Genomic DNA, 23,160 nt, shown 5'->3' on the forward strand with positions numbered 1-23,160 from the left:
CAGCGAGGCTCAGCTCAGGCCGGAGTACGCGTGCAGTCCCTTGAAGAAGACGTTCACGATGGCGAAGTTGAAGATGACGGCGGTGAAGCCGGTGATCGACAGCCATGCCGAGGGGTTGCCGCGCCAGCCGCGCGTCGCGCGGGCGTGGATGTACCCGGCGTAGAGCACCCAGATGATGAAGGTCCAGGTCTCCTTCACGTCGAAGCCCCAGTAGCGGCCCCAGGCGTCCTGCGCCCAGATCGAGCCGGCGATCAGGGTGAAGGTCCAGAAGATGAAGCCGACGACGGTGAAGTGGTAGGCCATGTTCTCGAGGCGCACCGTGTTCGGCAGCGTGCGCAGGAAGCCCGGGCCGGCGTTTTCGACCCCCTCGGCGATGCGACGCTCGCGCCGCGACTGCATCAGCTGCATGACCGAAAGCGCGAACGCCAGGGCGAACAGCGCGGTCGACAGCGACGCCACGAAGACGTGGATCACGAGCCACACCGACTTCAGCGGGTCGACCAGCGGCGTGACCGAGACGTAGAAGTTCGCCGCGGCGGCGCCGAGCAGCACGACCACGAGGCCCGAGATGAACGTGCCCAGGTAGCGCAGATCGATGCGGGTGAGCACCACCAGGTACACGGCCATGATCAGCAGCGTGCCGACCATCGCGAACTCGTACAGGTTCGCCCACGGCACGCGGCCGGCGGCGAAGCCGCGGGTCAGCGTCGAGGTGAGATGGAACAGCCACCCCAGGATGGCCAGCGCCGTGCCGATGCGGGCGAAGATGTAGCGCGGCTTGCCGCTCCCGCCCTTCCCCCGCTTGCCTGCGGCGGCTCCGGATGCCGGTGAGCCGGCGCCACGGGCATCCGCTCCCCCCGCCGCGACCAGCACCGGCGCCTCGACCTCGGCGGTCGTCGCCGACGAGCGTCGGGCGAGGTCGAACGCGTAGGCGACGAACGAGCCGGCGTAGACGGCGATGGCCGTCCACAGCGTGAGGATCGAAATCGAATCGAGGTCGGGCATGGGTCATGCTCCCTTCGCGGGGGTCGAGCTCTCTGGCGCGGCCGCTTCGAGAAGCCGCTCGTGTCCGCGGACGAGGTCGTCCACGGCGGCGGCGAGGGTCGGATCGTCGCCGCGGGCGAGGGCGGCGTACTCGAGGTGGATGCCGTCATCAGCGGCGGTGGCCTTCACCCACATGCGCCGGCGCGGCACGAAGAGGGCGAGCCCCAGACCGCCGAGGGCGAGCAGCGCGAACGCCAGCACCCACGGAGCGGAGGCGTCGTGGTGGATCTGCAGCGAGACGTAGCGCTTGACCGACTGCAGGGTGTCGTTCGCGCCCTCCGGCGACACGTTCTCGAACGTGACCGTGCCGAGCCCGTCGGGCAGGTCGGCCGTCTCGCCGGGCTGCAGCTCGATCGACTTCGTATCGGTGGTGCGCCCGTTGAGCTTCTCGAGACCGTCGGTGTCGAGTTCGAACACCGACACCGGCTTGCCGCCGTCGACGCCCAGGTCGCCCTGGTACACGTCGAGCGTCAGCAGCGGGAGATTCAGCGCACCGTGCACCGACGTGTACGCGCCGCTCTTCATCTTCAAGGGTGTCGGATAGAGGAAGCCGATCATGCCGAGCTGCTCGGGCATGCCGTCGGTGATCTTGACCACGCCGAGCGAGGTCATGGCGCTGTCCTGCGGCAGGAACTCCACCGGCCCGCTGAACACCTTCTCGCCTTCGGCGTTGCGCACCGTGATGGTCGGCGCGTAGCCGTTGCCGAGCAGGTAGATGCTGTCGCCGCCGACGTGCAGCGGGTGGTTGACCCGCACGGTTCCCTTGCTCGTCGAGCCGTCTACGTTACGCACCGAGAGGTTGGCGGCGAAGTTGCCCGCCTGGCCGGCGCCGGGGGTGCCGAAGTCCTCGTAGGTGACGTCGAACGAGTCGAGGGTCAGCGCGTAGGGCTGGAAGGAGTCGTCGGCGACGAAACGCCCTCGGTTGATCGAGTTGTAGTCGATCAGGGTGTTGACGTAGCTGGCGCCCTCGATGACCACGCGCTGGCCGGTGTACGCGAAGCCGCCGCCGATGCCCACCGTGACGAGCACTCCGACGAGGGCGATGTGGAAGAGCAGGTTGCCCGTCTCGCGCCAGTAGCCGCGCTCGGCCGACACAGACCAGGTGCGACCCCGGTCGTAGCGGGCGACGCGATAGCCGAGCGATTTCAGCTGCTTCTCGGCGACGTCGATCGCGGCGGCCGGGTCGCCGTTCTCGCGCGTCACCGAGCGGTGGTGCTCGAGCCGCCCTAGCCGCGCCGGGGTGCGCGGCGGCAGCGCGCGCAGCGCCTTGGCGTGGTGCTTGATGCGCGGGATGATGCAGCCGATCAGCGAGATGAACAGCAGCAGGTAGATGGCCGAGAACCACGGCGACGAGTACACGTCGAACATCCGCATCGCGTCGAGCACCGGGAAGATGTCGGGGTTGTTCTGCTTGTACTGCACGACACCGTTGGGGTCGGCTGTGCGCTGCGGGAACACCGATCCGGGGATCGCGGCGATGGCGAGGATGAGCAGCAGCACCAGCGCGACGCGCATCGACGTCAGCTGACGCCAGCCCCAACGCAGCCAGCCGACGACGCCCAGCTTGGGCTGGTTGATCTCGTTGTCGTCGACGGGAGCGGAGTCGATGTGATCGGAGGGGCGGAGCGGATCGGATGCCGCTGCCGCGCCCTCATCGAGCCCTGAGTTATCAGAGGGGGAGGATGACACTGCTCATCACCGCCGTGAGTCGAGACATGATCTGGGTCCATACGCCGGTGACCATCAGCACACCGAGCACGATCAGCAGCGCGCCGCCGACGATATTGACGGTGCGGATGTGGCGACGCATGAAGGCGGTCGCGCTGGTCGCCCAGCCGAAGCCGAGCGCGACGAGCAGGAACGGGATGCCGAGGCCGAGCGAGTACGCGACGCCGAGCAGTCCGGCGCGCCACGGGTCGCCCAGCGTCCAGCCGACGCTGATGATGGCGCCGAGCGTCGGTCCCGTGCACGGCGCCCAGCCGATCGCGAGGGTGAAGCCGAGCAGCGGCGCGCCGATGAGGCCGGCCGTCGAGTCGACCTGCATCTTGTACTGCCGCTGCGCGAAGCCGAACAGCCCGAGGAAGACCAGGCCCATCAGCACGACCACGCCGCCCAGGATGCGGGTGATGAGGTCGCCCCATTCGAGGAAGAAGACGGATGCCGCGCCGCCGATCACCGTGTAGGCGACGAACACCACCGTGAACCCGGCGATGAACAGGAGGACGCCGAGCAGCATCCGCCGGCGCTGGGAGGCGGGAGCGGCGACCTGTGCCGAGGGCGCCGTAGCGCCCGCCGCTCCCCCGAGGAACCCGAGGTAGCCCGGTACGAGCGGCAGGATGCACGGCGACAGGAACGACACGAGCCCGGCGAGCAGGGCGAGCGGAATGGCGATCCAGAGCGCGCCGGCTCCGATCACGGCATCCGGGGTCACACCTTCTCCTCGAGGGCGTCCTTGATGAGCGTCGACAGGATCGAGGTGCCATCGATCGGTCCGATGATGCGGGCGGCGACCTGCCCCTGCCGGTCGAGCACGAGGGTGGTCGGCGGCGCCTGAATAGGCGTCACGCGGGCGAAGGCGAGCTTGGCATCGCCCGTGGTGGCGTCCATCAGGCTCGGGTAGGTCACGCCGTAGGTCTTCGCGAACGCCTTCGCGGTGTCGGCCTGGTCGTAGATGTTCACGCCGATGAACTGCACGCCGTCGTCTTTGTGCTTCTGCCAGGTGGCCTCGAGGTCTTCTGCTTCGATGCGGCACGGTCCGCATCCGGCGTACCAGAAGTTGACGACGGCGACCTCGCCGCGGATGTCGTCACTCGAGAACTTCTCGCCGTCTTCGGTGACGCCGCCGAAGTCGACGGGCGCCTTGCGTTCGTCGGCAGGGATCGACTCGACCCGGAAGTCGGCGGTCGTGTACGCCTTCTGATCGCCGTTCTTGTACGCCTCGACCATGGGGTCGGGCGCGCACGCGCTCAGACCGATGGCGAGCGCCGCGGCGAGCGCTGCGGCGCCGATGCGCCAGGCGCCGCGAAGGGAACGAGCAGGCACGGACACGCTGGGAATCGTACGCGCGGTTCCTATGCGCGCTCTGAGCCGAGCTGCCCCGGCGGCTTTCGAATCGCTCGAAGGACCGCTTCTCAGCCGAGAGAGCTGCCAGTCGAGCGATTCGAACGCAGATGGAAATCAGACGGCGCCGAGATCGACGCCCTTGGCCGCCGGCTCGGCGTAGTCGACCTCGCGCCAGACGTCGCCGACCCGCTCGAACGAGGTGATGCTCGACAGGGCGCAGCGGCGGGTGCGCGGGTCGTGCTGCAGCGTGAGGCCGGCCACCGACAGGTGCGTGATCCAGATCGGCGCCTGATGCGAGACGAACACGATGTCGCCGTCGTGCCCCGCGGCTGCCCGCTCGGCGGCATCCCATGACTCATCCATCGCCGCGCGCATGCGCGTCGCGATCGACGTGTACGGCTCACCCCAGCTGGGCACCGAAGGCCGGCGCAGGTGGCGCCAGTTGAACGGGTTGCGCAGGGCGCGCGACATCCGCTGCCCCTCGAACACGTTCGCCGGTTCGATGATGCGGGCGTCGTGCGTCGCCTCGAGACCGAACAGCTCGGTGAACGGCTCGGCCGATTCCTGGGTTCGCTCGAGCGGCGAGCAGCGCAGTTCGCTCACCGGTCGGCCCGTGGATGCCAGGTGCTCGGCCGCATCACGCGCCATCCGGCGCCCTGCCCTGCTCAGGTGGTAGTCGGGGAGGCGGCCGTACAGCACCCGCTTGGGGTTGTGCACTTCGCCATGGCGCACCAGGTGGAGTCGTCGTGCCGTCACCCGCCCACCGTATCGCGGCAGTTCCACGACATCGCACTTCGCGAGACTTCTGTTCCAGCACGACACTTCGCTCTATGCATCCGGTCTCGTGCTGGAACGGAAGTCTCGCGGTATCTGGCGCCAGCCCGGTACGAATCGGCCGTCGCGACCCGCCACGTAGACTGGGCGGGTTCGTATTTCCCCGATCAGAAGGAATCTCCGTGCTTCGCACACACACGGCAGGCTCACTCGATGCCTCGCACATCGGTCAGACCGTCACCCTCTCGGGTTGGGTCGATCGTCGCCGCGATCACGGAGGCGTCGCGTTCATCGATCTTCGCGATGCGTCGGGCATCGCGCAGGTCGTCATCCGCGACGAAGAGGTGGCCCACCCGCTGCGCTCGGAGTTCGTGCTGCAGGTGACCGGCGAGGTGTCGCGTCGCCCCGAGGGCAACGAGAACCCGAATCTGCCGACCGGTGAGATCGAGGTGATCGCGGCCGAGGTGGTCGTGCTCAACGAGTCCGCTCCCCTCCCCTTTCAGGTCTCGAGCGGCCTGGCCGAGTCCGACCCGATCGGCGAGGAGGTGCGTCTGAAGCATCGCTACCTCGACCTGCGCCGCCCGAACCCGGCCGCCGCCATGCGCCTGCGCTCCGACGTCTACAAGGCGATCCGCGACGAGCTGCACGGTCGCGACTTCGTCGAGGTCGAGACGCCGACGCTGACGCGCTCGACCCCCGAGGGCGCCCGCGACTTCCTCGTGCCGGCCCGCCTGCACCCGGGCAGCTGGTACGCACTGCCGCAGTCGCCGCAGCTGTTCAAGCAGCTGCTGATGGTCGGCGGTGTGGAGAAGTACTTCCAGATCGCGCGCTGCTACCGCGATGAGGACTTCCGCGCAGACCGTCAGCCCGAGTTCACCCAGCTCGACATCGAGATGTCGTTCGTCGAGCAGGAAGACGTCATCGAGATGATGGAGTCGCTGATCGTCGCGATGTGGAAGACCATCGACGTCGACGTGCAGACTCCGCTGCCGCGCATGACCTACGCCGACGCGATGGCCAAGTACGGCTCCGACAAGCCCGACCTGCGCTTCGGTCTCGAGCTCGTCGAGGCGACCGAGTACTTCGTGAACACGCCGTTCCGGGTCTTCCAGTCGGAGTACGTCGGAGCCGTGCTGATGCCCGGCGGCGCGTCGCAACCGCGCAAGACGCTGGATGCCTGGCAGGACTGGGCCAAGCAGCGCGGTGCCCGCGGCCTGGCGTACGTGCTCTTCAACGAGGACGGCACGCTCGGCGGCCCCGTCGCCAAGAACCTCTCCGAGACCGAACAGGCGGGCCTCGCCGAGCTCGTGGGCGCGAAGCCGGGCGACTGCGCTTTCTTCGCCGCGGGCGAGACGAAGGCCAGCCGCGCGCTGCTCGGCGCCGCACGCGTCGAGATCGGCCGCCGCCTCGAGCTGCTCGACCCGAACGTGTTCGCCTTCACCTGGGTCGTCGACGCGCCGATGTTCGAGCCCGCCGGTGACGCGGTGGCATCCGGTGATGTCGCGGTCGGCTCGGGAGCGTGGACTGCCGTGCACCACGCGTTCACCGGCCCGAAGCCGGAGTTCGCCGACACATTCGACACCGACCCGGCCTCCGCTCTCGCGTATGCGTACGACATCGTCTGCAACGGCTCCGAGCTCGGCGGCGGATCGATCCGCATCCACCGTGAAGACGTGCAGAAGCGCGTGTTCAACGTGATGGGCATCACCGAAGAGCAGGCCGACGAGAAGTTCGGCTTCCTGCTCGAGGCGTTCAAGTTCGGCGCTCCCCCGCACGGCGGCATCGCACTCGGCATGGACCGCGTCATGCAGCACCTGACGAAGACGGAGTCGATCCGCGAGGTCATCGCCTTCCCGAAGTCGGGTGGCGGCTTCGACCCGCTGACCGAGGCGCCGGCGCCGATCACGGCCGAGCAGCGTGCCGAGGCCGGCGTCGACTTCGAACCCGAAGACGCCTGACACCGAGGCCCCACCTACCGTCGAGACCCTCGGCTGCTGATGTCTGCAGCCGGGGGTCTCGACGTAACCGCACGGACAGCCGACCCCTCACCGATTCGCCCTCACGACACCTCGCGTTCACCCGACTCGCGCCACCCGGTAACTCGCGCTCCGTAGCTTCCTCTCGTAACCCGACTCCCGCGCGCCAGCGCAGGAAATCCGAGAGGAAGCCCTGATGACCACCCTCACTCGCCCCGCGCGTCTCGTCGCCGGCATCGCCCTCGCGGCCACGGCCGCCCTGGCACTGACCTCCTGCGCCGCCAGCAGCAGCGCAAGCGACAGCGACGCCGCCTCATCCGTCGACGCCGCGACCGCGACGTCGCTCGCCGACTTCGGCACCCTCGAAGAGCTCGAGGCGGCAGCCAAGGCCGAGGGCGCCCTGAACGTGATCGCCCTACCCCGCGACTGGGCCAACTACGGGGAGATCCTCGATCTGTTCGCCGAGCGCTACCCCGAGATCACCATCAACGAGGCCTCGCCCGATGCTTCCAGCGCCGAGGAGATCACAGCAGCCGAGACCAACAAGGGCCTGGACACCGCCCCTGACGTGTTCGACCTCGGACTCGCCGTCGCTCTGCAGAGCACCGACAGCTTCGCACCGTACAAGGTCGAGAACTTCGACGAGATCCCCGACGCACTGAAGGAGCCCACCGGCCTGTTCGTCGGCGACTACGGCGGATATATGTCGATCGGCTACGACTCGTCGAAGTACCCCGAGCCCACCTCCCTCGACGACCTCACGGGCGCCGATTTCACGGGCGCCGTCGCGATCAACGGCGACCCGACCCAGGCCGGCTCCGCCTTCGGCGCCGTCGGCCTCGCCACTGTGCAGTCCGACGGCACGCTCGACGACTACACCCCCGGCATCGAGTTCTTCGGCGAGCTGCAGAAGGCGGGCAACTTCCTCAAGGTGGATGTGACTCCCGCCACCATCACGAGCGGCGAGACCCCGGTCGTCTTCGACTGGGACTACCTCAACGCTTCTGCCGGCAAGGACAACCCCGACTGGAAGGTCGTCGTGCTCGACGGCGTCGGCTACGCCTCGTACTACAACCAGGCCGTCAACAAGGATGCCCCGCACCCGGCAGCGGCACGCCTGTGGCAGGAGTTCCTCTACAGCGACGAGGTGCAGAACCTGTGGCTCAAGGGCGGTGCCCGTCCCGCGCGCATGGAGGCCATGACCGCAGCGGGCACGATCGATGCGAAGCTCGCGGCCGCCCTGCCCGACGCCCCTGCCGAGACGGTCGTCCCGACCGAGAAGCAGTCGACGGATGCCGGCACGCTGCTCGGCGAGAAGTGGGCCGTGGCGGTTCAGTGACGCTGCTGATCACGAGGACGGATGCCACGGCATCCGTCCCCACCACCGCCGGGTCGTCTCAGACGGCCCGGCGGTCGGGCTGGTCCTGGGCGTGGCTGGGGCTCGTCCCCTTCGGCGCCTACATGGTGCTGTTCCTGGTCGCGCCGACGATCCTCGCGATCGGATCGGGCTTCTTCGACGGCGACGGCGCCTTCACCTGGACGAACGTCACCGCACTCGTCGATCCGGTCGTCCTGAACACGTTCGCGAACTCCGCGTCGCTGTCGCTGCTGACCGCCGTCATCGGCGCCGTGGGGGGCGCTCTGATCTGTTATGCCCTGCTGGGGACGAACCCCCACGGCCCTCTGCGCCAGACGGTGGATGCCGTGGCCGGCGTTCTCGCACAGTTCGGCGGCGTCATGCTCGCTTTCGCGTTCATCGCGACGATCGGCCTGCAGGGCGTCGTCACGGTGCTGCTCAGGGACGCCTTCGGCGTCGACATCTTCGCGGACGGCGTGTGGCTCTACGACGTCCCCGGCCTCATCCTCCCCTATATCTACTTCCAGGTGCCCCTCATGGTGATCACGTTCATGCCGGCCCTCGCAGCACTGAAGCCGCAGTGGGCCGAAGCCAACCTCACTCTGGGGGGCACCCGCCTCGGATTCTGGCTGCGCGTCGGCATCCCCGTCCTCGCCCCCTCCTTCCTGGCCAGCCTGCTGCTGTTGTTCGCCAACGCCTTCTCGTCGTACGCGACCGCCGCGGCGCTCGCCAGCCAGGGTTCGCAGGTCGTCCCGCTGCAGATCCGTGCGGCGCTCACCAGCGAGACCCTGCTCGGCCGCGATAACCTCGCCGGAGCGCTCGCGCTCGGCATGATCGTCGTCGTCGGCGTCGTGATGGGGCTGCACTCGCTCGTCCAGCGACGCGCGGCGAGGTGGCGGTCGTGAGCCGCATCGCGCCCTCTCGCGCGACGCGGTGGGTCATCGGCATCCTGACCGGCGCCTTCTTCGCGGTCCCGCTGATCGCGACGTTCCTGTACACGCTGCGCGACCGAGAGGGCGGCCTGTCGTTCACGCGATGGGCGGCACTGCTGGATCCCGCAGCGTCGGCTGCGATCAGACCGATCTGGACAGGCCTGGGCAACTCGCTCGTCCTCGCGATCGTCACCGTGGTGATCGTGCTCATGCTGGTCGCGCCGACGATGATCCTCGTGAATCTTCGCTTGCCGAAACTGAAGCCGGTGTTCGAGTTCACGTCGCTCCTGCCGATCTCGATCCCCGCGATCGTGCTCGTCGTCGGCCTCTCCCCGATCTACCTCCAGATCGGTCGCACACTCGGCACCGGCACATGGACGCTCGCTTTCGCCTACGGCATCACCGTGCTGCCGTTCGCGTACCGCGCGATCCAGGCGTCCATCGACGCGGCCGACGTGCGCACGCTCTCCGAGGCCGCCCGCTCGCTCGGCGCGAGCTGGCCCACGGTCGTCGTGAACGTGCTCGCACCGAACCTGCGTCAAGGTCTGCTGTCGGCATCCCTCATCTCGATCGCCGTCGTGCTGGGCGAGTTCACGATCGCGTCGCTGCTGAACCGGCAGGTGTTCCAGACCGCGATGATCGTCGTCCAGAAGCAGGATGCCTACACGCCGGCGATCTTCACGCTGCTCGCACTGCTGTTCTGCTTCCTGCTGCTGCTCATCATCGGCCGCGCTGCGCGCGGCAATCGAAAGGCCGACCAATGACCATGCCGAGCCATCTCCCGGCAACCGCGGACAACCTGCTGCTCGCTGAGGCGGGCGAGGGCACGCGCGTGCAGTTCCAGGGCATCGAGAAGAGCTACGGCGCGAATCGGGTGCTGCACGGCGTCGACCTCGACATCGCGCCCGGCGAATTCGTGTCGCTGCTCGGGCCCTCGGGCTGCGGCAAGACCACCGCCCTGCGTGTGCTGGCCGGTCTGGAGCATGCGGATGCCGGCGCTGTGCTGCTGGGCGGTCAGGACGTGTCGCGTGTCCCCACCAACAAGCGCGACATCGGCATGGTGTTCCAGGCATACTCGCTGTTCCCGCACCTCGACGTCGCCGGCAACACCGCATTCGGGCTGCGTCGGCGCGGCGTGGGCAAGGCTGCCGCCGCGCGCAGGGCGCTCGACGCCCTCGCCCTGGTCGGCCTGGGGGAGTTCGCAGACCGCTTCCCGCACCAGCTCTCCGGCGGGCAGCAGCAGCGAGTCGCGCTCGCCCGGGCTCTCGTCACCGAGCCGCGTGTGCTGCTGCTCGACGAGCCGCTCTCGGCGCTGGACGCCAAGGTGCGGGCGCAGCTGCGAGACGAGATCCGCCGCATCCAGCTGCGCGTGGGGATCACGACCGTCTTCGTGACGCACGATCAGGAGGAGGCCCTGGCCGTCTCCGACCGGATCGTGGTGATGGATGCCGGACGCATCCACCAGATCGGCACTCCGGAGGAGCTGTACCGCCGCCCCGCGACCGCGCATGTCGCGTCGTTCATCGGACTCTCGAGCGTCGTCCCGGGTGTGGCCTCAGGCGACGCCGTCACGGTGTGGGGGCGGTCGCTTCCGACGAGCGCGCCTGCTGTCGGCGACGTCGATGTGCTCCTGCGTCCCGAGAACCTCCGCTTCACCGGCGAGGCGGATGCCGCGACCGCCGGCACCGTCGAGGAGACCACGTTCCTGGGCAGCATCCGTCGCACTCTCGTGCGGACCGACCGCGGCGAACTGGTGCGCGTGCAGCATGATGCGCACGCGCACCCCTCGTTCGGCGAGCGGGTGTTCCTCGCTGTCGATCCGATACCCGTCGCGGTGCGCGCCGAAGCCTGACCGGGCTGCCCGCCGTGCAGGGCGAGGCGCGGATGCTGGAAGACTGGCCGGATGCTGCCATCCCTTCCCCTTCCCCATCCGGTCGACTCGCGCGTCGGGCACGCGATGCTGCGGCGTGCGACTCGGGATGATGCCGACGGGATCATCGCGCTGCTCGCCGACGACCCCATCAGTGCGTCCCGCGGGGACGAGGCATCGGATGACGACCGCGCGGCCTATCTGACCGCTCTCGACGAGATCCTCGCAGAGCCCTCGAACGACCTGCTCATCGTCGACCTCGACGGAGCGATCGTCGGCACACTGCAGCTCACCTCCATCCCCGGCATGGCGAGGCAGGGCGCGCGCCGCCTGCTCGTCGAGGCGGTGCGGGTGCGCAGCGACCTGCGCTCCGGCGGCATCGGCTCGGCCCTCATGCGCTGGGTGTCGGAGGACGCGGCCCCGGCGCTCGGCGCGGCGATGGTGCAGCTGACCTCGGATGCCGCCCGCACCGACGCACACCGGTTCTACGAACGCCTCGGCTACATCGGCTCGCACGTCGGCTTCAAGTACCACCTGGCGCGCTGACGTCGTCGCCTCCGAGCCGGCTCACTTCAGCGAGCCGGCGACCATCCCCTTGATGAAGCTGCGCTGCAGGAACAGGTAGGCGACCAGCACCGGCACGACCGAGAGCACGGATGCCGCCGCCGCCGCGCCCGGGTTGCTGCCCTGCGCCGCGAAGAACCCGGCGACGGCCGGGGCGATCGTGCGGGTCTCGTCGGAGCGCAGGAAGTACGTGCTCAGCGCGAACTCGTTCCAGATGCCGACCCCCGCGAGGATCGCGACGGTGGCGGTGACCGGCCGCAGCATGGGGAACACGACCCGGAACAGCACCTGCAGCGGACCAGCCCCGTCGACCGTCGCCGCCTCCTCGATCGACACGGGCAGGCTGCGCATGAACGCGGTGTACAGGAACACCGCGAGGGGCAGGTTGCCGGTGACCATCAGCACGATGATGCCCCAGTGGGTGTTCAGCCCGCCGAGGTCTTTCATGAGCGTGTAGAGCGGCACGAGCACCGACAGCGGCGGGATCATGATCAGGCTGATGATGCAGGCGTAGATCAACCGGTTGCCGCGAGTGACCCGCCGCGCGAGGGGGTAGGCGGTCAGAGCCCCCAGCACGCAGACGAGCAGTGTCGACACGGCCGTCACGAGAGCGCTGTTGCCGATCGCCTGCAGGATGTTGCCCTGCTGCATCGCCGTGGCGAAGTTGGCCCAGTGGATCTCGCCGGGGAAGATCCACGGCGACGACAGATCGGTCTTGGGTTTGGACGCCGTGGTGAGCCCGAAGTAGAACGGCAGCAGCTGCAGCACGGCGATGAACGCCAGGCCGATGTAGATGAGCGCCTTCGACGGAGCCGCAGCGTCTTTCACAGCTCGACCCGCTTCCGATTCAGCAGGGAGTTCAGAACGAAGGTGACCGCTACGATCAGCACAAACAGCACCACGCCGATCGCTGCCGAGTATCCGGCCGCCTGATTCGAGAAGTACGTCTCGCCGATCAGCGTCGACACCGAGTGGGTGGACTGACCGGGGCCCCCGCCGGTGAGCACCTGCACGATGTCGAACAGCTTCAGGCCGCCGATCAGGTTCAGCACGATGCTCGTCGCGAAGGCCGGCTGCAGCAGCGGCACGGCGATGCTGCGGAAGCTCTGCCACCAGGTCGCGCCGTCGAGCTGCGCCGCCTCGTAGTACTCCGTCGGCACGCCCTGCAGACCGGCCAGGTAGATGACCATCGAGATGCCGACGAACTGCAGCGAGTTGACGATGACGATCGCGGCGATCGCGAATGAGGCATCCGACAGCCACGCGACCTGCTCCGCGCCGAACAGCGCCCGCACATCATTCAGGGCGCCGTTGTTGTATCGGAAGATCAGGTAGTACATCGTGCCGAGCACCACGGGCGAGACCAGCACCGGCAGGTAGATGACCGCGCGCAGCAACGCTGCGCCGCGCACGACGCGATCGAGCACGACGGCGAGGCCCAGACCCAGCACCTGCTGGATCACGGTGCTGCCCACTCCGTAGATCAGGGTGTTGACCAGCGCTGTGCGGAACACCTCGTCGTCGAGCAGGCGCAGGTAGTTGTCGAAGCCCACGAACGCCTTGCTGCGGCTGTATCCGTTCCAGTTCGTCAGCGACAGGCTGATGCCGCTGATCAGCGGGTAGATCGAGAACACGGCGAACAGCACGAGCGCCGGCACGTAGAACCAGTTGAGTCGGCGCGGGAAGATCCCCGTCGAACGTGAACTCACCTCTCGCGTGACCTACTGCTGCCCGTACAGCGTGCCGAACTCGGCCTCGACCTGCTTCACGGCCGAGCCGACCGCGGTCTGCCCGGTGATGATGCCCGACGTCGTCGAGATCAGCGTGTTCCACATGCCGTTGGGCAGATACGCGCGGTCGAAGTACGGCACCATGCGCACCTCTCCCGGGGTGAAGAACTGCTCGTAGCTGTCGGAGAGGTCGCCGAGGTCGACGTCGATGTCGGTGAGACCAGCGGGGTTGCCGTCATCGCTGGCGAACTGACCGATGTTCTCCGGTTCAGCGAGGAACTCGAGGAAGTCGAGCGCCTCCTCCTTGTTCTCACCGTCGCGCCACGCGCCGAGCGCGACGCCCTCGCCGCCGATGAGGTACTCCTCGTCGCCGTTGATGGCGGGCACGGGGATGAACCCGATCTGGGCGTCCGGCACGAACTCCTTCGCGCTGAGGGCGAGGGTGTTCTGGATCATCACGAACGCGGTCGTGCCCTGTCCCAGTGCTGCGGCGATGTCATCGCTGGTCGCTGATGAGAAGTCGGGGTTGAAGTAGCCTGCCTTGGCCCACTCGTCGAGCTTGGTGAACATCTCCTCGAATCCGCTGTCGACGAACTCGCCGTCGGCCAGCTTCTCGGACTGCGCCTCGTCGTACGAGCCCGACCCGAGCCAGTCGGCGACGTTGCCGGCGAACCAGTCGTCCTTGCCAGAACTCGAGATGGGCACGACGCCTGCGCCCTTGAGCGTGCCGAGCGCCTCGTCGAACGCCTCGATGGTCCCGAGTGACGTGGGGTCGATTCCCGCCTTCTCGAGCACGCTCTTGTTGTACAGGATGCCGGCGACGTCGGTCGTCAGCGGAAGCGCGAAGAACTCGCCGTCCTCGTTCTTCATCGTCGAGTCGAGCACGGGGTTGAGCTGATCCGCCCACGGCTGATCGTCGAGCGGCTCGAGGAACTCGCTGTAGCGAAGCAGCGACCATCCGTGCGTGGCCCAGATGTCGGGCAGGTCGCCCGAGCCCATCCGCACCTTCATGTCGCCCTCGTAGTCGCTGCCCAGCGCGACGACGTCGATCTTGACGTCGGGGTTGTCCTTCTCGTACGCCTTGGCGAGCGCGCTGAGCGCCTCGTAGCGGGGCGTCCCCTCCCCCATCGCCGACTGCACTTCGAGCGTGATCTTGTCGCCGTCACCGGGGTCCCCCGATCCCGAGCATCCGCTGAGCGCGACCGCCGCCGCAGTGAGACCGGCGAATCCGACCATGATCCGCATCGAGCTTGGTGACCTCATCGTCCCTCCTCCGTGGGAGCACTGGCGCGCCCGAGCGAGCGCAATTCGGAGTCTACGCGGGAAGACACCGGTCGTGGCAAGGGTCGTGTCCGGACGCTTGGCCGGATGCCGGGTTCTGTTGCCGGCATCATCGCTCCGCGAGCAGGGGCGCGACGTTCTCGTTCCACACGTCGACCCCGAGCTTCGCGATCAGCACGATCACGACGGCGAGGAAGACCACGCGGATGAAACCCGATCCGCGCGAGATCGCCATCCGGGAGCCGAGGTAGCTGCCCGCGGTGTTGGCGACGCCGAGGATGAGGCCCAGCAGCCACAGCACCTCGCCATGCGGGATGAACAGGATGAGGGCGCCGGCGTTGGTGGCGAAGTTCACGATCTTCGCCTTCGCGCTGGACTGCAGGAAGTCGTAGCCGAGCAGCGCCACGAGCGTGATCACGAGGAACGTTCCCGTACCCGGCCCGATGAGACCGTCGTAGAAGCCGATCACCAGTCCTGCCATGCCGGCTGTGATGTGATGGCGATGGCCCGAGAAGCGCAGCGCGGTCGCCGCGCCCAGCTGCGGCTTGAACGCGGTGAACAGAGCGACCGCCAGCAGCGCGACCACGATGATCGGTTTGAAGGCGGATGCCGGAAGCACGGTCGCCACGGCGGCTCCGCCGAAAGATCCCGCCAGCGCGATCGCCGCCATGGGCAGCGCGGTGCGGATGTCGGGCCTGGCGCGGCGATAGTACGTGACGCTGCTCGTCGCCGTGCCGAAGATCGAGCCGAGCTTGTTCGTCGCCAGTGCCTGCACCGGGGTGATGCCCGGGATCAGCAGCACGGCGGGCAGCTGCAGCAGCCCACCCCCGCCGACGACGGCGTCTATCCACCCGGCGCCGAATGCGGCGATGACCACGAGGACGAGCACGCCCCAGGTGAGCTGCTCGAGGCCGAGGAACGCGCCGATCTCCATCACAGTTCAGGATGCCAGATCGGCGCGCCCTCGCCGGACACGACGGGCGCGCCCCCGCGGTTCAGAGCACGCGAGAGAGGAAGTCCTGGGTGCGCGGGTGCTGCGGGTTGGCGAGCACCTCGCGCGGGTCGCCCTGCTCGAGGATGTGCCCGCCGTCCATGAAGATCAGACGCGAGCCGACCTCCCGAGCGAACCCCATCTCGTGCGTGACGACGAGCATCGTCATCCCCTCGTCGGCGAGGGTGCGCATGACCTGCAGCACCTCGCCGACCAGCTCGGGGTCCAGAGCCGACGTCGGCTCGTCGAAGAGCATCATGTCGGGGTTCATGCACAGCGCCCGCGCGATCGCGACGCGCTGCTGCTGACCGCCGGAGAGGTGGCTGGGGAAGGCATCCGCCTTCGCGGCCAGTCCCACGCGCCCGAGCATCTCGCGGGCGACCTGCTCGGCCTCGGCCTTGCTGCGCTTCTTCACCCGCCGCTGCGCGATCGTCAGGTTGCCCAGCACCGACATGTGCGGGAACAGGTTGAAGCTCTGGAACACCATGCCGATGCGCTGACGCACCCGGTCGATGTCGGTGTCCTCATCGGTGACGTCGATGCCCTCGATGAGGATGTGACCGTCGGTCGGCTGCTCGAGCAGGTTCACCGACCGCAGCAGCGTGGACTTCCCCGATCCCGACGGCCCGATGATGCACACGACTTCGCCGCCCAGCACCGTCAGGTCGATGCCCTTGAGCACCTCGTTGTCGCCATAGGACTTGACCAGCCCCTGGATATCGATCGCAGGTGCGTGGACATCGATCAGGTCCGTGCTCATCTTTCCCTCGCCATCCGCCGCTCCAACCACGCCGTGAAGCGCGTGAGCGGAATCGTCACGATCAGGTACAGCAGCGCCGCCATGATCAGCGGCGTGCCGTTCGCGTTCTGCGTCGAGGCGTCGCGGGCGAAGGTCGTGAGCTCCTTCGACCAGATGAAGGTTCCCGCCACGAACAGCAGCGAGGTGTCCTTCAGCAGCAGCACGAACTCATTCGTCAGCGGCGGGATGATGATGCGGAAACCCTGCGGAATCACGATCCAGAACGTCGTCGCCATGGGCGACATCCCCAGCGAGCGCGCGGCCTCGGTCTGCCCCTTGGGAACCGCCTGCAGGCCCGCCCGGATGGTCTCGGCCATGTAGGCGGACGCCACGAGGACCAGACCGATCAGGCCGAGCACCACCGGCCCGCCGAGATCTTTTCCGGGCACGCCGACCGCGATCGGCAGGATGAAAGCGATGGCGAAGATCGTGAGAATCGCCGGCAGCCCGCGGAACAGCTCGATGTAGATCGTCGCAATCCAGCGGAACGGACCGATGACCGACATCTTCATCAGCGCGAACACGATGCCGAGCAGCAGACCGCCGAGGAACGCGACTGCGGTGAACCACAGCGTGTTGACAAGTCCGGTCGTGATGATGCCCGGAAGCATTCTGACCGCGACCTCGGGATTGAAGAACAGCGGACCGAGGCGCGCCCAGTTCGCCGTCAGCGCGACCCACACCGCGATCGCGATGAGCACCGCATAGACGGCGTACCGGTACAGCTTCTGCTTCTGCGTGCGCTTCAGCGCCATGGTCGCGTTCCTCCCCGGCGGGGTGCTGCGAGGGTCACTTCGCCGTGAAGAACTGGTCGTAGATCTTCTGGTAGTCGCCGTCGTCCTTCAGCTCCTGGAGCGCGTCGTCGACTGCCTTGCGCAGGGCGTCCTTCTTGCCCTTCTCGAAGGCGAATCCGTACTGCTCGTCGGTCTTGTACTCCTCAACGATCTTGTAGCTCTCGTCGGCCTTCTCGTGCTCGAGGTTGACCGGCTGGTCCTGCAGGATCGCGTCGAGCTGGCCGGCCTGCATCGCGGGCCAGAGGTCGCCGTCGGAGCCCATCTGCAGCAGCTCAGCGCCCTCGGCGTGCTCCTTGGCGTAGCTCTCACCCGTCGTGCCCTGCTGGACGCCGACCGTCTTGCCCTTCAGGTCGTCGATCCCCTTGATGCCCGAGTCGGTGCGGACGAGCAGTGACTGGAGCGACTCGTAGTAGGGCTCGGAGAAGTCGATGTTGGCCTTGCGCTCATCAGTGATCGTCATCGCGGACGCGCCGACGTCGCAGGTGCCCGCCGCCAGCGTCGTGCCGGACTGCAGAGCATCGAAGCCCACGTCCTGCACGTTGAGCTTCAGGTCGAGCTTCTTAGCGACCGCGGCCAGCAGCTCGATGTCGAAGCCGGTGTATCCGGTGCCGTTGTCGCCCCCTTCGAACTCGAACGGAGCGTAGGGGATGTCGGAGCAGACCGACAGCGTGCCCGGCGTCACCAGGCCGTACTCGGATCCGGATGCCGACGTGTCGCCGTCACCGTTCGAGTCTGAGCTGCTCGCGCAGCCGGAGAGAGCGAGGACGGCAGCGGCAGCGATGGCGGTGCCGAGGATGAGGGGACGGCGCTTCATGGCCACTCCTTCGTGACGGGGGCTTGCGCCCACGGGCGGGTTGAACACATCTTGTCACGCGGTGCCGAGCATCGTGGCAGCCCGGGGGCGGCGATGCCATCACATTTGCGTTGCACTGTCGGCGGGGTCAGATCTCGAAGTCGACGGCGACCCGCGACGCGACCACCGATTTGATGTACGCACCGACCTCTTTGTGCGCCGGGTGCACCTGGTACGCATCGAGCGCGTCGAGCGAGTCCACGTCGGCGACCAGCGTCACGTCCCAGTTGACGTTGGGGTGAGCGACGTTCGCGCCGGCAGACACCGCGCGCAGCTCGGGGACGACGCCCATGAGCGCGTTGAGACGGCGAGCGACCTCAGCGGCCTGTTCGGCGCGCACGGCGGCATCCTCCGCGGCCAGCTTCCAGCTGACGACGTGACGGATCACTTCATGGCCTCCTCGAGTGCGTGGCGAAGCCGATCCGGCGAGACGCGCCAGTGCGCGTGCAGTTCACCGTCGATCAGCACGACCGGGATCTTCTCCCACCAGCGCTCGTACAGCGCAGGATCGTCCGCGATGGACTGCTCGACGATCTCGAGGCGCTCGGCAGCGGCATCCGGCATCTCGGCGACGACGGCGTCGACCACCTCGCCGGCGACCTCGCACAGGTGGCAGTCGGGCTTGCCGATGATGGTGAGCGTCGTCACTGCGCGACCGGACGCCCCTGGGCGACCCAGGCCGCGGTGCCGCCTTCGACGTTCGTGGCGTCGTGGCCGCGGTCCGAGAGCGCCTCGACCACCCGCGCCGATCGCCCGCCCAGCTCGCAGATCACGTCGAACGCCTCACCGGGCAGCTCGTCCAGGCGACCACCCAGCTCGGACATCGGCAGGTTGATCGCGCCCGGCACGTGCCCGGCGTCGAACTCGTGCCGCTCGCGCACATCGATGAGCGGCACGCCCTCACGCTGCGCGAGCTGGTCGACGGTGATCGACTTCATGGTTCTCCTTCTGTCGCCGCAGACACGAAGCGCCCCTTCGACCGGCTCAGGAGCCATGAGGGGCGCTCGGTGTCGTGCCGCTTACTTCTTGTTGCGGCGCTGGTGGCGAGTCTTGCGAAGCAGCTTGCGGTGCTTCTTCTTCGCCATGCGCTTGCGGCGCTTCTTGATGACTGAACCCACGGAAACCTCACTAAGTCAGGGGTTGGATGCCACGGAAACGGCACCCGGGTACGGGCACGGAAAAAATGCCTCGGACGATTCTAGCAAACGGTCGCACGCCGCCCGAATCGGCCGTCAGCCGACATCGGCATCCGGCGTGCGCATGGCGTCGGCCACGGCGGACTCCGGCACGCGGTAGCTGCGCCCGAAGCGCACGGCCGGCAGCTCACCGGCGTGCACGAGGCGGTACACGGTCATCTTGGACACGCGCATGATCTCGGCGACCTCGGCCACCGTCAGGAATCGAACGTCGTGAACGTCGGGCATCCCCAGCACCCCTTTCTGCTGAAGCACAGCATATGGGGTTGCTGCGACAGCTGTAAACACGTGAGACGGATGTGACTCGCGGCTACGTGCCGAGCTTCTTCAGGGCCGACGTCACGACGTGCTTCGCCGAGGCTGCGGCTCGCCCGACGACCTCGGCCGCGTGCGCGGTCTTGGCCGGCAGCGGCGCGAACGGGATGTCGATCAGTGGCGCCTGGTCGCCGTAGGCATCGACCAGAAACGGCACCAGCCAGTCGTCGACCTCTTCGAGAGGACCGACGGAGAGACTGTAGAAACGGCGCTGGCCCTCTTCCCGCACCGTCACCAGGCTCGCTTCGCGCAGCACTTTCAGATGCTTCGACACGGTCGGCTGGCTGATGCCCAGCCGGCTCACGATCTGCGTCACGCTGGTGCCGCCGTCGCCCTCGGCCGACTCGCTCAGCAGCAGCCGGAGGATGTCTCGCCTCGTGCCGTCCGCGATCACGTCGAAGATGTCGGTCATCCCCTCAGGGTAGTAGGCGCCGCGGCGGAGTACCATGACGAGGGCTCGGCGAGCGGCGCCGGCAGACGAAGGAAGGGGAACGATGTCGGGCATGGGGTCGGCATCCTCCCCTCAGACCACCATGCGCGGTTTCGGCCGTCGCACGAAGCACCTGGTCACGTCATCACCGTCGCGCTTCGCGATCATCATCTTCGCCTCGCTCATCCTCATCTTCACCGGCCTGCTCTCGCTGCCGATCGCGTCGGCCGACGGCACGGTCACGCCGCTGAGTGACGCGCTGTTCACCGCGATGTCGACGATCTGCGTCACCGGGCTCGCGACGGTCGACATGGCCAGCCACTGGTCGCCGTTCGGCAACGTGCTGCTGTTCATCGGCGTGAACATCGGCGGCATGGGCGTGCTGACGCTGGCGTCGGTGATGGGCATGGTGATCTCGAAGCGGCTCGGCCTGCGCGCCAAGCTGCTCGCGGCCGGCGACACCAACCCGATGCGCGCGCACGGCGGTCCGGTCAACGAGAGCCAGACCGTGCGGCTGGGTGAGGTCGGCCAGCTGCTCACCACGGTCGCCCTGTCGACCCTCGTGATCGAGCTCAGCGTCGCAGTGCTGCTCTACCCCGCGCTCGTATGGGCGGGAATCGACCCGTTCGCCGCCCTGTGGGAGGCGCCGTACTACGCGGCCATGTCGTTCACGAACACCGGCTTCACCCCCAACGCGGGCGGGGTCACCGTCTTCGCCGACGACTATCTCGTGCTGACCATCCTGATGATCAGCATGTTCCTGGGCAGCATCGGCTTCCCGGTGATCTACACCCTCGCCAAGCACGTGTGGCACGTGAAGCGCTGGTCGCTGCACTCCAAGCTCACGCTCATCACCACCGGGCTGCTCTTCCTGCTCGGCGCAGCCGTCTTCCTCCTGCTGGAGTTCGACAACCCCGCCACGTTCGGCTCAATGGACGCCGGCGAGACGACCATGAACGCGCTCTTCCTGTCGGCGATGACCCGCTCGGGCGGGTTCAACGTCATCGAGATGTCCGACCTGAACGGCTCTTCGATGCTCGTCGCGTGCATGCTCATGTTCGTCGGCGGCGGCTCGGCATCCACCGCCGGCGGCATCAAAGTGACCACGCTCGCCGTCCTCGCCATCGCGGTCTGGTCGGAGGCGAAGGGACGCCAGTCGGTCGAGGTGTTCGGCCGTCGCATCCCGTCGGACGTGCAGCGCGTCGCACTGTCGGTCGTGGCGTGGGGCGCGACCATCGTCGCCCTCTCGACGGTCATCATCGCCCAGATCACCAAGGCAGACATCATCGACGTGCTCTTCGACGTGATCTCGGCCTTCGGCACCGTGGGACTCAGCTCGGGTCTCACCGCCGAGCTTCCGGACTCCGCCAGCTACGTCCTCGCCGCGACCATCTTCATGGGGCGCGTTGGTACAGTGACACTCGCCGCGGCGGTCGCCGCGACATCCCGCTCGCAGCTCTACTCGCTGCCCGTCGAAAGGCCGATCGTTGGTTGAGATGGTGCGGGGCGACGCCCCGGTGCTCGTGATCGGACTCGGCCGCTTCGGCGCCGCCTGCGCCGGAGAGCTCGACCGTCTCGATCGCGAAGTGCTCGCGATCGACGGCGACCTGGGACTCGTGCAGAAGTGGTCGGAGCGAGTCACCCACACCGTGCAGGCGGATGCCCGCAACATCGACGCGCTGCGGCAGATCGGCGCCCAGGACTTCCAGGTGGCCGTCGTCGCCGTGGGGTCGCTCATCGAGGCATCCGTGCTGATCACCGCGAATCTGGTCGACCTGAAGGTGCCGCAGATCTGGGCGAAGGCCGTCTCGCAGTCGCACGGCAAGATACTCGCGCGCGTCGGCGCGAATCACGTCATCTACCCCGAGCGGGAGGCCGGCGAGCGCGTCGCCCACCTGGTCAGCGGGCGGATGCTCGACTTCATCCGCTTCGACGACGACTTCGTGCTCGCCAAGATGTACCCGCCGAAGTTCATCCGCGGCGTGCGGCTGAACGAATCCGGCGTGCGCAGCAAGTACAGCGTGACCGTCGTGGGTGTGAAGAGCCCCGGTAAGCCGTTCCGCTATGCGGAGGCGAACACCGTGGTCACCAACCACGACCTCATCATCGTCTCGGGCACCAACGTCGACATCGAGCGGTTCGCCGGCCTCGACCGGTAGCCGCCGGATCTGCGTGTCCCCTCGATCTTCGAGGTAGGAGAACACGCGAGCGCAGGCCGATTCTGTGCAGATCCTCCTGCGTCCGGTTGATCACCTGCCTCGGTGGATCCCCGAGAACGGATGCGAAGACCCGCAGCTCACGAACCCGCGGCGAGCTCCTTCGCGCGCGCCAGTGCAGCGGCCGTCGCCTCCGCGAAGACGTCGTCGAGACGGGCGTCCTGCAGCACGGCCACGGCCCGCTCGGTGGTGCCCTTGGGGCTGGTGACGCGGCGGCGCAGTTCCGCCGGGTCCTCGCCCGATGCCGCGAGCAGGGCGGCCGCGCCGATGAAGGTCTGCTCCGACATGAGGCGGGCATCGGCATCCGAGAAGCCCATCCCCCGCGCAGCTTCCGCGAGCTTCTCGATCAGCAGGAAGACGTAGGCGGGACCCGATCCCGAGACGGTCGACAGCGCGTCGATCTGCGACTCGGGCACCTCGATGACCGCTCCGACCTTCTCGAACAGCGCGCGCACCAGCGCCATGTCGTCGTCCGTCGCCGCGGGTCCTGCGGCGATGCCCGTCACGGCCCGACCCACCGTGGCCGGGGTGTTCGGCATCGATCGCACGGTGCGCACGCCCTCGCCGAGCGCCTCGGTGAAGGTCGCCAGGGTGACGCCGGCGGCGAGACTCACGACGATCGCGTCGTCGCGCAGCGATGGGGCGATCTCGCGCAGCAGGTCGGGCACCATGGCCGGCTTCACGCCGACCAGGATGATCCGCGCCGCTGCCGCCGCATCGGTGTTGCCGGCGGGGTTCTCGTCGAGGGCGATGCTCGTCACCCCGGGAAGCGAAGCCAGGGCATCCGCCTTCTCGCGGGTGCGATTGGTCGCGACGATCCCGCCGTCGACCTGAACGCCTGACGCGACGACGCCCTGCAGGATCGCACCTCCCATCGAACCTGCTCCGAGGAACGCGACTGCGGGGAGGGAATCGGCCATACCCGCCATCCTACGAGCGCTGCCTGCGGGGCGTCGTGCCCTCACGATCGACAGA

Annotated in this window: 27 protein-coding genes; 8 read left to right on the forward strand and 19 right to left on the reverse strand. The window is 67.9% G+C overall.

The window, feature by feature from the left end; all coding sequences use genetic code 11:
• Positions 1–9: 9 nt before the first annotated feature.
• The 5 genes from ccsB to PGB26_RS01490 all read right to left on the reverse strand — a co-directional run bounded on the left by ccsB (position 10) and on the right by PGB26_RS01490 (position 4,863).
• Positions 10–1,005, reverse strand: coding sequence for a c-type cytochrome biogenesis protein CcsB (gene ccsB, locus PGB26_RS01470; protein WP_271638535.1), 996 nt, complete (start codon positions 1,003–1,005; stop codon positions 10–12).
• 3 nt (positions 1,006–1,008) lie between these two features.
• On the reverse strand, positions 1,009–2,733 hold the full coding sequence (resB, locus tag PGB26_RS01475; RefSeq protein ID WP_271638536.1) for a cytochrome c biogenesis protein ResB: 1,725 nt from the start codon (positions 2,731–2,733) through the stop codon (positions 1,009–1,011).
• Entirely contained in the window at positions 2,714–3,475 is a 762-nt protein-coding gene (locus tag PGB26_RS01480; RefSeq protein WP_271638537.1) for a cytochrome c biogenesis CcdA family protein, read from the reverse strand. Before PGB26_RS01480 ends, resB begins: the two co-directional genes overlap by 20 nt.
• On the reverse strand, positions 3,472–4,092 hold the full coding sequence (locus PGB26_RS01485) for a TlpA family protein disulfide reductase (RefSeq protein WP_271638538.1): 621 nt from the start codon (positions 4,090–4,092) through the stop codon (positions 3,472–3,474). The genes PGB26_RS01480 and PGB26_RS01485 overlap by 4 nt, the downstream gene beginning before the upstream one ends.
• A 129-nt stretch (positions 4,093–4,221) precedes the next feature.
• Positions 4,222–4,863: a histidine phosphatase family protein gene (locus PGB26_RS01490; protein WP_271638539.1), complete on the reverse strand. Its 642-nt coding sequence runs from the start codon at positions 4,861–4,863 to the stop codon at positions 4,222–4,224.
• A 200-nt stretch (positions 4,864–5,063) separates the two neighbouring features.
• Between PGB26_RS01490 and aspS the strand changes: the two genes are divergently transcribed.
• From aspS to PGB26_RS01520, 6 genes are all read left to right on the forward strand, one after another.
• Complete coding sequence (gene aspS, locus PGB26_RS01495; RefSeq protein ID WP_271638540.1) at positions 5,064–6,839, forward strand: aspartate--tRNA ligase; 1,776 nt, start codon at positions 5,064–5,066, stop codon at positions 6,837–6,839.
• A 214-nt stretch (positions 6,840–7,053) separates the two neighbouring features.
• Positions 7,054–8,196, forward strand: a complete 1,143-nt coding sequence (locus tag PGB26_RS01500) for an ABC transporter substrate-binding protein (RefSeq protein ID WP_271638541.1) — start codon at positions 7,054–7,056, stop codon at positions 8,194–8,196.
• Positions 8,175–9,119, forward strand: coding sequence for an ABC transporter permease (locus PGB26_RS01505; RefSeq protein ID WP_442922996.1), 945 nt, complete (start codon positions 8,175–8,177; stop codon positions 9,117–9,119). The genes PGB26_RS01500 and PGB26_RS01505 overlap by 22 nt, the downstream gene beginning before the upstream one ends.
• Complete coding sequence (locus tag PGB26_RS01510) at positions 9,116–9,910, forward strand: ABC transporter permease (protein WP_271638542.1); 795 nt, start codon at positions 9,116–9,118, stop codon at positions 9,908–9,910. Before PGB26_RS01505 ends, PGB26_RS01510 begins: the two co-directional genes overlap by 4 nt.
• Positions 9,907–10,998, forward strand: a complete 1,092-nt coding sequence (locus tag PGB26_RS01515) for an ABC transporter ATP-binding protein (RefSeq protein ID WP_271638543.1) — start codon at positions 9,907–9,909, stop codon at positions 10,996–10,998. The genes PGB26_RS01510 and PGB26_RS01515 overlap by 4 nt, the downstream gene beginning before the upstream one ends.
• Before the next feature lie 51 nt (positions 10,999–11,049).
• Positions 11,050–11,562, forward strand: coding sequence for a GNAT family N-acetyltransferase (locus PGB26_RS01520; protein WP_271638544.1), 513 nt, complete (start codon positions 11,050–11,052; stop codon positions 11,560–11,562).
• A gap of 21 nt (positions 11,563–11,583) precedes the next feature.
• Here the strand turns inward: PGB26_RS01520 and PGB26_RS01525 are convergent, their stop codons facing one another.
• The 13 genes from PGB26_RS01525 to PGB26_RS01585 all read right to left on the reverse strand — a co-directional run bounded on the left by PGB26_RS01525 (position 11,584) and on the right by PGB26_RS01585 (position 19,951).
• The gene (locus PGB26_RS01525) at positions 11,584–12,408 is read right to left on the reverse strand and encodes a carbohydrate ABC transporter permease (protein ID WP_271638545.1); all 825 of its coding nucleotides are present in this window, start codon (positions 12,406–12,408) and stop codon (positions 11,584–11,586) included.
• Positions 12,405–13,289, reverse strand: a complete 885-nt coding sequence (locus PGB26_RS01530; protein ID WP_271638546.1) for a carbohydrate ABC transporter permease — start codon at positions 13,287–13,289, stop codon at positions 12,405–12,407. Before PGB26_RS01530 ends, PGB26_RS01525 begins: the two co-directional genes overlap by 4 nt.
• 12 nt (positions 13,290–13,301) lie before the next feature.
• Positions 13,302–14,573: an ABC transporter substrate-binding protein gene (locus PGB26_RS01535; RefSeq protein WP_271638547.1), complete on the reverse strand. Its 1,272-nt coding sequence runs from the start codon at positions 14,571–14,573 to the stop codon at positions 13,302–13,304.
• A 127-nt stretch (positions 14,574–14,700) separates the two neighbouring features.
• Positions 14,701–15,525: a sulfite exporter TauE/SafE family protein gene (locus PGB26_RS01540; protein WP_271638548.1), complete on the reverse strand. Its 825-nt coding sequence runs from the start codon at positions 15,523–15,525 to the stop codon at positions 14,701–14,703.
• A gap of 61 nt (positions 15,526–15,586) precedes the next feature.
• Entirely contained in the window at positions 15,587–16,342 is a 756-nt protein-coding gene (locus PGB26_RS01545; RefSeq protein ID WP_271638549.1) for an amino acid ABC transporter ATP-binding protein, read from the reverse strand.
• Positions 16,339–17,136 carry an amino acid ABC transporter permease gene (locus PGB26_RS01550; RefSeq protein ID WP_271638550.1) on the reverse strand — a complete coding sequence of 266 codons (798 nt, stop codon included), beginning with the start codon at positions 17,134–17,136 and terminating at the stop codon, positions 16,339–16,341. Before PGB26_RS01550 ends, PGB26_RS01545 begins: the two co-directional genes overlap by 4 nt.
• A gap of 34 nt (positions 17,137–17,170) precedes the next feature.
• Complete coding sequence (locus PGB26_RS01555) at positions 17,171–17,989, reverse strand: transporter substrate-binding domain-containing protein (RefSeq protein ID WP_271638551.1); 819 nt, start codon at positions 17,987–17,989, stop codon at positions 17,171–17,173.
• A 127-nt stretch (positions 17,990–18,116) separates the two neighbouring features.
• A complete protein-coding gene (locus PGB26_RS01560) occupies positions 18,117–18,416 on the reverse strand; it encodes a Dabb family protein (RefSeq protein WP_271638552.1) in 300 nt (99 codons plus the stop codon).
• Positions 18,413–18,676, reverse strand: a complete 264-nt coding sequence (locus PGB26_RS01565) for a glutaredoxin family protein (RefSeq protein ID WP_271638553.1) — start codon at positions 18,674–18,676, stop codon at positions 18,413–18,415. Before PGB26_RS01565 ends, PGB26_RS01560 begins: the two co-directional genes overlap by 4 nt.
• On the reverse strand, positions 18,673–18,966 hold the full coding sequence (locus tag PGB26_RS01570) for a rhodanese-like domain-containing protein (protein ID WP_271638554.1): 294 nt from the start codon (positions 18,964–18,966) through the stop codon (positions 18,673–18,675). The genes PGB26_RS01565 and PGB26_RS01570 overlap by 4 nt, the downstream gene beginning before the upstream one ends.
• Positions 18,967–19,047: 81 nt before the next feature.
• The gene (locus PGB26_RS01575) at positions 19,048–19,146 is read right to left on the reverse strand and encodes a 30S ribosomal protein bS22 (RefSeq protein WP_003792170.1); all 99 of its coding nucleotides are present in this window, start codon (positions 19,144–19,146) and stop codon (positions 19,048–19,050) included.
• Between the two features lie 114 nt (positions 19,147–19,260).
• Positions 19,261–19,452 carry a helix-turn-helix domain-containing protein gene (locus PGB26_RS01580; protein WP_271638555.1) on the reverse strand — a complete coding sequence of 64 codons (192 nt, stop codon included), beginning with the start codon at positions 19,450–19,452 and terminating at the stop codon, positions 19,261–19,263.
• A gap of 82 nt (positions 19,453–19,534) precedes the next feature.
• Complete coding sequence (locus tag PGB26_RS01585) at positions 19,535–19,951, reverse strand: ArsR/SmtB family transcription factor (RefSeq protein ID WP_271638556.1); 417 nt, start codon at positions 19,949–19,951, stop codon at positions 19,535–19,537.
• Positions 19,952–20,042: 91 nt separating this feature from the next.
• Between PGB26_RS01585 and PGB26_RS01590 the strand changes: the two genes are divergently transcribed.
• Positions 20,043–21,464 carry a TrkH family potassium uptake protein gene (locus PGB26_RS01590; RefSeq protein ID WP_442922997.1) on the forward strand — a complete coding sequence of 474 codons (1,422 nt, stop codon included), beginning with the start codon at positions 20,043–20,045 and terminating at the stop codon, positions 21,462–21,464.
• Position 21,465: 1 nt separating this feature from the next.
• Positions 21,466–22,128: a potassium channel family protein gene (locus PGB26_RS01595; RefSeq protein WP_442922998.1), complete on the forward strand. Its 663-nt coding sequence runs from the start codon at positions 21,466–21,468 to the stop codon at positions 22,126–22,128.
• Between the two features lie 137 nt (positions 22,129–22,265).
• Here the strand turns inward: PGB26_RS01595 and proC are convergent, their stop codons facing one another.
• The gene (gene proC / locus PGB26_RS01600; protein WP_271638558.1) at positions 22,266–23,105 is read right to left on the reverse strand and encodes a pyrroline-5-carboxylate reductase; all 840 of its coding nucleotides are present in this window, start codon (positions 23,103–23,105) and stop codon (positions 22,266–22,268) included.
• Positions 23,106–23,160: the final 55 nt, after the last annotated feature.

Source organism: Microbacterium sp. nov. GSS16, from assembly GCF_028198145.1.
Lineage (GTDB): Bacteria > Actinomycetota > Actinomycetes > Actinomycetales > Microbacteriaceae > Microbacterium.

Coding starts and splice junctions, on each gene's coding strand:
- PGB26_RS01520 (WP_271638544.1), top strand. CDS start 11,050: ATGCTGCCATCCCTTCCCCTTCCCCATCCGGTCGACTCGCGCGTCGGG.
- PGB26_RS01580 (WP_271638555.1), bottom strand. CDS start 19,452: ATGCCCGACGTTCACGACGTTCGATTCCTGACGGTGGCCGAGGTCGCC.
- PGB26_RS01590 (WP_442922997.1), top strand. CDS start 20,043: ATGGGGTCGGCATCCTCCCCTCAGACCACCATGCGCGGTTTCGGCCGT.
- PGB26_RS01500 (WP_271638541.1), top strand. CDS start 7,054: ATGACCACCCTCACTCGCCCCGCGCGTCTCGTCGCCGGCATCGCCCTC.
- PGB26_RS01570 (WP_271638554.1), bottom strand. CDS start 18,966: ATGAAGTCGATCACCGTCGACCAGCTCGCGCAGCGTGAGGGCGTGCCG.
- ccsB (WP_271638535.1), bottom strand. CDS start 1,005: ATGCCCGACCTCGATTCGATTTCGATCCTCACGCTGTGGACGGCCATC.
- PGB26_RS01540 (WP_271638548.1), bottom strand. CDS start 15,525: ATGGAGATCGGCGCGTTCCTCGGCCTCGAGCAGCTCACCTGGGGCGTG.
- PGB26_RS01595 (WP_442922998.1), top strand. CDS start 21,466: ATGGTGCGGGGCGACGCCCCGGTGCTCGTGATCGGACTCGGCCGCTTC.
- proC (WP_271638558.1), bottom strand. CDS start 23,105: ATGGCCGATTCCCTCCCCGCAGTCGCGTTCCTCGGAGCAGGTTCGATG.
- PGB26_RS01555 (WP_271638551.1), bottom strand. CDS start 17,989: ATGAAGCGCCGTCCCCTCATCCTCGGCACCGCCATCGCTGCCGCTGCC.
- PGB26_RS01535 (WP_271638547.1), bottom strand. CDS start 14,573: ATGAGGTCACCAAGCTCGATGCGGATCATGGTCGGATTCGCCGGTCTC.
- PGB26_RS01545 (WP_271638549.1), bottom strand. CDS start 16,342: ATGAGCACGGACCTGATCGATGTCCACGCACCTGCGATCGATATCCAG.
- PGB26_RS01585 (WP_271638556.1), bottom strand. CDS start 19,951: ATGACCGACATCTTCGACGTGATCGCGGACGGCACGAGGCGAGACATC.
- PGB26_RS01550 (WP_271638550.1), bottom strand. CDS start 17,136: ATGGCGCTGAAGCGCACGCAGAAGCAGAAGCTGTACCGGTACGCCGTC.
- PGB26_RS01515 (WP_271638543.1), top strand. CDS start 9,907: ATGACCATGCCGAGCCATCTCCCGGCAACCGCGGACAACCTGCTGCTC.